This window comes from Streptomyces sp. NPDC013157, assembly GCF_042899865.1.
Taxonomy (GTDB): domain Bacteria; phylum Actinomycetota; class Actinomycetes; order Streptomycetales; family Streptomycetaceae; genus Streptomyces.
Genome location: NZ_JBIBAK010000017.1, coordinates 298,750 through 305,686, shown reverse-complemented (window position 1 = coordinate 305,686; position 6,937 = coordinate 298,750). Strand labels below are relative to the sequence as shown.

At 68.7% G+C, this 6,937-nt stretch carries 5 protein-coding genes and 1 pseudogene; 4 read left to right on the top strand and 2 right to left on the bottom strand.

What is annotated here, in order from left to right; translation table 11 throughout:
* Window positions 1-289: 289 nt before the first annotated feature.
* A complete protein-coding gene (locus ACFY6U_RS40060) occupies window positions 290-895 on the bottom strand; it encodes a TetR/AcrR family transcriptional regulator (protein ID WP_390046348.1) in 606 nt (201 codons plus the stop codon).
* Window positions 896-1,044: 149 nt separating this feature from the next.
* On the opposite strand from ACFY6U_RS40060, the gene ACFY6U_RS40055 reads away from it, so the two are divergent.
* The 4 genes and pseudogenes from ACFY6U_RS40055 (at window position 1,045) to ACFY6U_RS40040 (ending at window position 6,424) form a co-directional block, all read left to right on the top strand.
* A complete protein-coding gene (locus ACFY6U_RS40055) occupies window positions 1,045-1,677 on the top strand; it encodes a TetR-like C-terminal domain-containing protein (RefSeq protein ID WP_390046346.1) in 633 nt (210 codons plus the stop codon).
* Between the two features lie 378 nt (window positions 1,678-2,055).
* Window positions 2,056-2,697, top strand: a pseudogene (locus ACFY6U_RS40050) (cytochrome ubiquinol oxidase subunit I); the annotation flags it as partial.
* A 31-nt stretch (window positions 2,698-2,728) separates the two neighbouring features.
* Window positions 2,729-3,877 carry a cupin domain-containing protein gene (locus tag ACFY6U_RS40045; protein WP_390046368.1) on the top strand — a complete coding sequence of 383 codons (1,149 nt, stop codon included), beginning with the start codon at window positions 2,729-2,731 and terminating at the stop codon, window positions 3,875-3,877.
* 180 nt (window positions 3,878-4,057) lie between these two features.
* Window positions 4,058-6,424, top strand: coding sequence for a SpoIIE family protein phosphatase (locus ACFY6U_RS40040; RefSeq protein WP_390046344.1), 2,367 nt, complete (start codon window positions 4,058-4,060; stop codon window positions 6,422-6,424).
* Between the two features lie 8 nt (window positions 6,425-6,432).
* On the opposite strand, the gene ACFY6U_RS40035 is transcribed toward ACFY6U_RS40040, so the two are convergent.
* The gene (locus ACFY6U_RS40035) at window positions 6,433-6,933 is read right to left on the bottom strand and encodes a GNAT family N-acetyltransferase (protein ID WP_390046342.1); all 501 of its coding nucleotides are present in this window, start codon (window positions 6,931-6,933) and stop codon (window positions 6,433-6,435) included.
* Between the last annotated feature and the right edge of the window lie 4 nt (window positions 6,934-6,937).

Here is a 6,937-nt window from a genome sequence, read left to right as displayed (position 1 = left end):
CCTCAACGCGTTCCAGATCGCCTTCGAAGGCCGCCTGACCCCGAGCAACAACTGACCACCAACAACCAAGATCAGCCGTTAAATTGACACACCCGTTCGTGACTGGCCACTCGCGCCCGCGACGAGCTCGTCGTCACGTGGAGCGGCAGAGCCAACCGATTCCTTCCGACCGACGCGACAGGACGGCTTACCGAGCCGCGGATCTGCTCAGAAACGATGGCCCGCCGTCCGGATCGGCCGCTGCTTGATCGCGGATGTGCTGTATCAGGTTGCTGCTTACCCCTCAGGGTCAGGTGGTCAGGGACGGCATGACCACCGAGTCCAGATAGTGGAGCAGGAACGTCCGGTCCGGTGGCCGGTTGGCCACCAGCGGCCGGGCCACCAAGGCACCGATCACTACGTAAGGCACGTACTGCAGTGCCGGGCAGTCCGCTCGTACCTCACCCCGAGCCACCGCTCGTCGGAGGATCGCCGCGAGGCCGGCGGGGTCGGGGTCGACGATCAGGTTCTGCAGGGCCCGCAAGAGGTCGGGGTGGGCGTGGACGGCGTGGATCAGGCCGCGGACCAGGGCGGCTTCTCTGTGGAGTTGCTCGTCGTCGAGCTGTTCGATCACCGCGCGCAGGTCGCCTCGGAGGGAGCCCGTGTCGATGTCGCCGACGACTTTGCCCTTGGTCCGGCGCAGTGCTTCGGCGACCAGTTCCGGCTTGCCCGACCATTGGCGATAGAGCGTGGCCTTGCTGCAGCGGGTGCGGGTCGCCACCCCGTCCATGGTCAGGGCCTCGTAGCCGACCTCGCGGAGGAGGTCGAGGACGGTGGCGAAGAGCTCCTCCTCGCGTTCCGGGGTGATGCGGCTGCGGCGCGTGCGTGGCGTGGTGGCCTGGTCTCTCGCTGTCATCCGCGGCACCTCGTTCGAGCTTCGAGCGAAACGATTTCGCACGCGCATACGGTAACCTAGGCTACGGTGAATACGAAACCGTTTCGGTCGCACAATAGGACACGGGTCCTGAGTCGTGGGCCGTCTCGGGGATGAGGGGAGAGCCAGTCATGGCAGCCATCGCGTCGCCGGTCCCGGCCGAACCCGGCCCCGCCAAACCGGGCCGCCCCCGCGACACCACCGCCGACGACCGCATCCTCCGCGCCGTCGTCGACGAACTCTCCGACCATGGTGTCGCCGGCTTCCGGATCAACAACGTCGCCGCCCGCGCCAAGGTCGCCAAGCGCACCCTTTACAGCCGCTGGACCGAGCGGGACGAGCTCATCATCGCGGGGCTCAACACCCTCGCCCTCGACCTCGTCCCGCCCCGCACCGGCAGTCTCGTCGGCGACCTCAACGCCCTCTACGACGACATCGCCGACGCCCTCGACAGCCCACGCTGGCTCATCGCCGCCCGCTGTTCCTTCGAGCTGCCCGACCATCCCGAGCTGTACGCGAGATTCCAGCGCGACTGCATCGACAAGCCCCTCGCCGTCGTCGAGGACGTCCTGCGGGACGCACAACTCCGCGGTGAACTGCGCGCCGGCATCGACCGTTCCGTGGCCGCCGAGACCTTCACCGGTTCCATCGCGGGGTACAGCTCGCACATTGCCCGGCTCCGCGGGGTCAGTGCGTACGGTGTCCGCGCGCAGTTCCTCGACATGTTCCTGCACGGGCTGCGCGCCCACGACCCTCACGAATGAGCCTCCGGACCGCCACGGAGGCCGAACTTGACACCCCACACCGACAGCCACGCGCCGGACGTGTCACGCCACTCCTCGATCAGGTCGAGCTGGGGAGGCGTTCCGTGAGGAGCCCTGCTCCGTCCACCGAGGGCCTCGGACTTGCCCGTCGACCGGGCAGGTCCGCTTCGACTCTGCGACGGACTCGGTGCAAGCGCCTCCGAGGTCCTCCTGTGGCTCCTTGGAAGTTGGGCCCCCTCCCCGATCCCAAACAGCCGGTACGACATCACACCTTGTGAATGTGATCGCGTTCACAAGCTGTGATGGTTCCTCCTGAAATCGGTGGGATCAACGGAGCAACCCTCTGCTGCGACTACGGCAATACAAGGAGAAGATGCAGTGGATCTGGCTTTGGCGCCGGAGACCTTGGCGCGATGGCAGTTCGGTATCACGACCGTCTACCACTCTCTTTTCGTCCCTTTGACGATATCTCTGGCCGCCCTCACCGCCGGCCTGGAGACCGCCTGGGTGCGCACGGGTAAAGAGAAGTACTTCCATGCCACGAAGTTCTGGGGGAAGCTCTTCCTGATCAATATCGCGATCGGTGTCGCCACGGGCATCGTGCAGGAGTTCCAGTTCGGCATGAACTGGTCGGACTACTCAAAGTTCGTCGGCGACGTCTTCGGCGCTCCGCTCGCGATGGAGTCGCTGATCGCCTTCTTCTTCGAGTCCACCTTCATCGGCCTGTGGATCTTCGGCTGGGACAAGCTGCCCAAGAAGATCCACCTGGCCTGCATCTGGCTGGTGTCCACCGGCACGATCCTGTCCGCGTACTTCATCCTCGCGGCCAACTCCTGGATGCAGCACCCCGTCGGTTACCACATCGACAAGACCACGGGGGTGGCCCACCTCAACAGCATCTGGCAGGTCCTCTTCCAGGACACGGCGGTGTTCCAGTTCGCGCACACCCTCTCCTCCGCCTTCCTGACCGGCGGCGCCTTCATGATCGGCATCGCCAGCTACCACCTCCGGAAGATCAAGAAGAAGAAGAAGGCCGCAGGGGAGGACGTCGATCGTAAGAAGACGGTCACCCTCCCCTGTCTCACTGACCGCCGAGGAGCCGGACCAGCCGCCGGTGACTCCTGAGCCCGAAGAGCTCTACCGCAGTTTCGAGAAAGCCCTGCTGGTCCCCCTGTGGACGCGTATCGGGGACCTGATGCCCGAGCACCCGCGCTCGAAGGCTGAGCCCCACCGGTGGGAGTGGCGAACGCTCCTGGACCTGGCCGGCCACTCCGGTGACCTGGTGCCGGTCGGCCGTGGCGGCGAGCCGCGCGCGATAGCCCTGACCAATCCGGCCCTTGGCGGCAGGCCGTACGCCACACCGACCCTGTGGGCGGCCATCCAGTACCTCATGCCGGGCGAGGACGCGCCCGAGCACCGGCACACCCAGCACACCTTCCGGTTCGTCGTCGAGGGCGAGGGAGTGTGGACACTGATGGAGCGCGACCCGGTGCCGATGCGCCGCGGTGACTTCCTGCCGCCGACCGGCCTCAAATGGCATGCCCACCACAACTCCGCCGACCAGCCGATGGCCTGTATCGACGGCCTCGACATTCCCTTCCAGTACGACGTCGAGGCGCAGTTCTTCGACTTCGGCCGGGAGAAGCTGTCCGAGGAGGGGCACACGGCGCCGGACCGGTCGCGCTCCGAGCGGCTGTGGGGACATCCGGGGCTGGTGCCGGTCTCCCAGCTCGGCCGCAGGCAGGGCACTCCGCGGCCGGCCTATCGCGGGGCGGACACCGACGCCACCCTCTCCGACCAGCTGGAGCTGGAGCACGCCGGCCACCCCGGCACCGTCGACCCCGGCCACGCGCTGGTGCGCTACACCATTCCCAGCGACGGCAGGGACGTCTTGCCGACCATCCGCGCCCAGTTCCACCGCATCCGCACCGGCGCGGAGACCACCCCGCGCCTGGAAACGGGGTCGTCCGTGTACCAGGTCTTCGAAGGCTCGGGAGAGGTGACCGTGGGCGACTTCTCCTGGTCCGTCACCCGTGGCGACCTCTTCGTCGTCCCGCCATGGACACGGCTGTCGATCCGGTCACAGGCGTCGCCCTCGGACTCCGACTCCGGAGCGCTGGACCTGTTCCAGTTCAGCGATGCTCCGATCCTCTCCAAGCTCAACCTGTTCCGCGCCCACACCGAGGAGAGTCACGCGTGAAGCTCGCAACCATCCGTCTCGACGGCCGCACCGCCGCCGTCCGGGTCGAGGACGACTCGCTCGTCGATCACGGACTGCCGCGTGGCCGCTCGGCTTGAAACCTGCCACCCTCAGGGGGATCGTGAACATGGTCAGCAAGTCCGGCAACAAGGCAACTTAGGCGACACTTAGGGCACGACAATGACGTCCGACGAGCCGCCCGGCCGACTCCCTCCGGCGTCGACAGGAGCCTTCCTCGGCACGGCTGCGGCCATCGCGGTCACGGACCCGGACGGCCTGGTGACCCATTGGAGCAGCGGCGCCCAGACGCTGTGGGGCCATGCCCTCGAGGAGGTCATCGGCAAGCCTCTGGCCGATCTGTTCACCGCTGACTGGGCAGTGCTGAGGCACCGGGACGGCAGGCTGTCGGATGCTCAGGTGCGCCTCTATCCGCTGCCGTCCGACAAGCGGCCGAGCGGGTGCCTGGTGATTGTCGTACCCAGGACGGACTCCCCGGACGAGTGCTCATTCAAGCGATGGATGTTCGAGGAGCAGCCCCTCGCCCTTTCGATCTATGACCGCGAGGGACGCATACTGTTCGGCAACAAGGTGTTGGAGCAGGCGGCGGGCCTCTCCGAGCACGACTACCGCGGCCGGTTCGTGGCCGAGATCCTTCAGGGCCCCGTATACGAGCAAGTCGGGCAGCGGATCCGCCGGGTTCTTCGGACCGGGAAGCCCGAATTCGCCGAGCCCTTCGTGAGGCTTCCGGGCGAGCCGAAGGCGCACGCCTGGGCTCTCGACATCTTCCCGCTCACGGACGAAGCCGGCCAGGTGCAGGGGGCGGGTCTGTCGGCGTACGACTACTCCCAGCAGTACGAGTCCCGGGAGCGGCTGGCCCTCGTGAGCGAGGCCCGCACCCGCATCGGCACCGGCCTGGACGTGGTGGGCACCGCACGCGAGCTCACCGAGGTCGCCGTACCCCGCTTCGCCGACCTCGTCAGCGTGGACCTGCTCGACCCCGTCTTCCAGGGCGATGTGCCCGCACCTGTCCTGTCCGGTCCCGTCCCGCTGCGCCGGGCGGCTCACAGGGCGGTGTCCGCGACGCCCGGAGAGCATCCGGCCCCGGACGAGATCAGTGACCATGTGGCTTCTTCGCCGATCGCCCGGTGTCTGGCCAGCGGCCGGGCGGCACGGCACCACGTCGACGACGCCCAGGTCGTCCGCTGGTTCGCCGACGACCCTGTCCAGGCGGCGCAGGCCCGCGCGTGCGGAGTGCGTTCGCTGATCGCGGTACCCATCCGCGCCCGTGGCACCACCCTCGGAGCAGTCATGTTCGTCAGATGCTCGTCTCGCGAGCCGTTCGGCCCTGACGATCTGGCCGTCACCGAAGACCTGGTCGCGCGGGCCGCGGTCTGCCTGGACAACGCCCGCCGGTTCACGCGCGAACGCGGCATCTCGCTGGCGCTGCAACGCAACCTGCTGCCGCACGGCCCGACCACGCATCCTGCCGTGGAGACGGCTTCCCGTTATCTCCCTGCGGGCGGCGGCGCGCAGGCGGGCGGCGACTGGTACGACGTGATCCCGCTGCCCGGCGCCCGCGTCGGCCTGGTCGTCGGCGATGTCGTCGGCCACGGCATCAACGCCTCAGCCACCATGGGCCGCCTGCGTACGGCGGTGCGCACCCTCGCCGACATCGACCTCCCGCCCGACGAGCTCCTCACCCACCTCGACGACATCGTCACCCACACCGAGGACGACACCGTCGCCACCGGTGAGATCCCCGGCGCCATCGGAGCCGGTTGCCTGTACGCGGTCTACGACCCCCTCTCCGGCATCTGCTCCCTTGCCCGGGCCGGCCACCCCCCGCCGATTCTGGTCCACCCGGACGGCACCGGCACGGTCGTCGACCTGCCCGCCGGCCCGCCTCTGGGGCTGGGCAGCCTGCCCTTCGAGGCGGCCGAGGTCACCGTGCCCGAAGGAAGTCTGCTCGCCCTGTTCACCGACGGCCTCCTCTCGGCCGGCGATCGCGACATCGACGAGGGACTCGACGCCCTGCGCCACACTCTGGCCCGGCCCGCGTCCTCGCTTGCAGCGCTGTGCGACACCGTCCTGGGCACCCTGAGCCCCGAAGCGCACACCGACGACATCGCCCTGCTCCTGGTCCGCACCCGTCTCTTCGGCGAGGACCGCGTCGCCTCCTGGGACGTTCCCGTCGATCCCGCGGTCGTCGCCGAGACCCGCCGCCGCGCCTGCGACCGGTTGGCCGCATGGGGTCTGCAGGAAACCGAGTTCGTCACGGAACTGGTCATCAGCGAGCTGGTGACGAACGCCATCCGGTACGCCAGCGGCCCGATCCGCCTCAGGCTGATCAAGGACGAGGTACTGATCTGCGAAGTCTCCGACGGCAGCAGCACCAGTCCGCACCTCCGCCGCGCCCGGGTGTTCGACGAGGGCGGCCGCGGCCTGTTCATGGTCGCCGAGCTCACCCGAAGGTGGGGTACGCGCTACACCCGCACCGGCAAGACCATCTGGGCCGAGCTTGCTCCTCTCCGCCTCTCCACGCGGTGAGGCGGTGGTCAGTGGGGCATGTCGTCGAGGGCGGTGGAGATGCCGGCGAGGTCCGGCGGTTCGGCGGCGAACAGGACCACGCTGGCGTCGGGCAGGTCGGCCTCGGTGACCCGGAGGAGTCCGCCCGCCTCAAGGGCGGTCTGGGTGACGGTGTCGCTCTCGTCCGGTGCGGCGACGATGCGGCGGCAGCGGGGGTCGGCGAGGAAGAGTGCGGAGACGAGGGCACGCAGCAGTTTCGCGGCAAGCGCCCGGCCGGACGGCCCGTGGTCGGGGAGGACCAGGCCCAGGGCAAGGTCGTGGGTGCCGTACGGATAGCAGCTGTGCAGCGGGTGGTGCGCGACGCGGTGGACGCGCAGGAGCAGCGTCGGACCGCCCTCGGCCTCGGTGACGGCGTACGTGCGCGCCGTCTGCGGGGTCACCGTGGCGGGCTCGTCGAGCGGGCGCAGCGTCCAGTCGTTACCCAGGACGGGTTCGGGCGGTGCCGGTACGACGGCGGTGTGGATGCTCATGGCC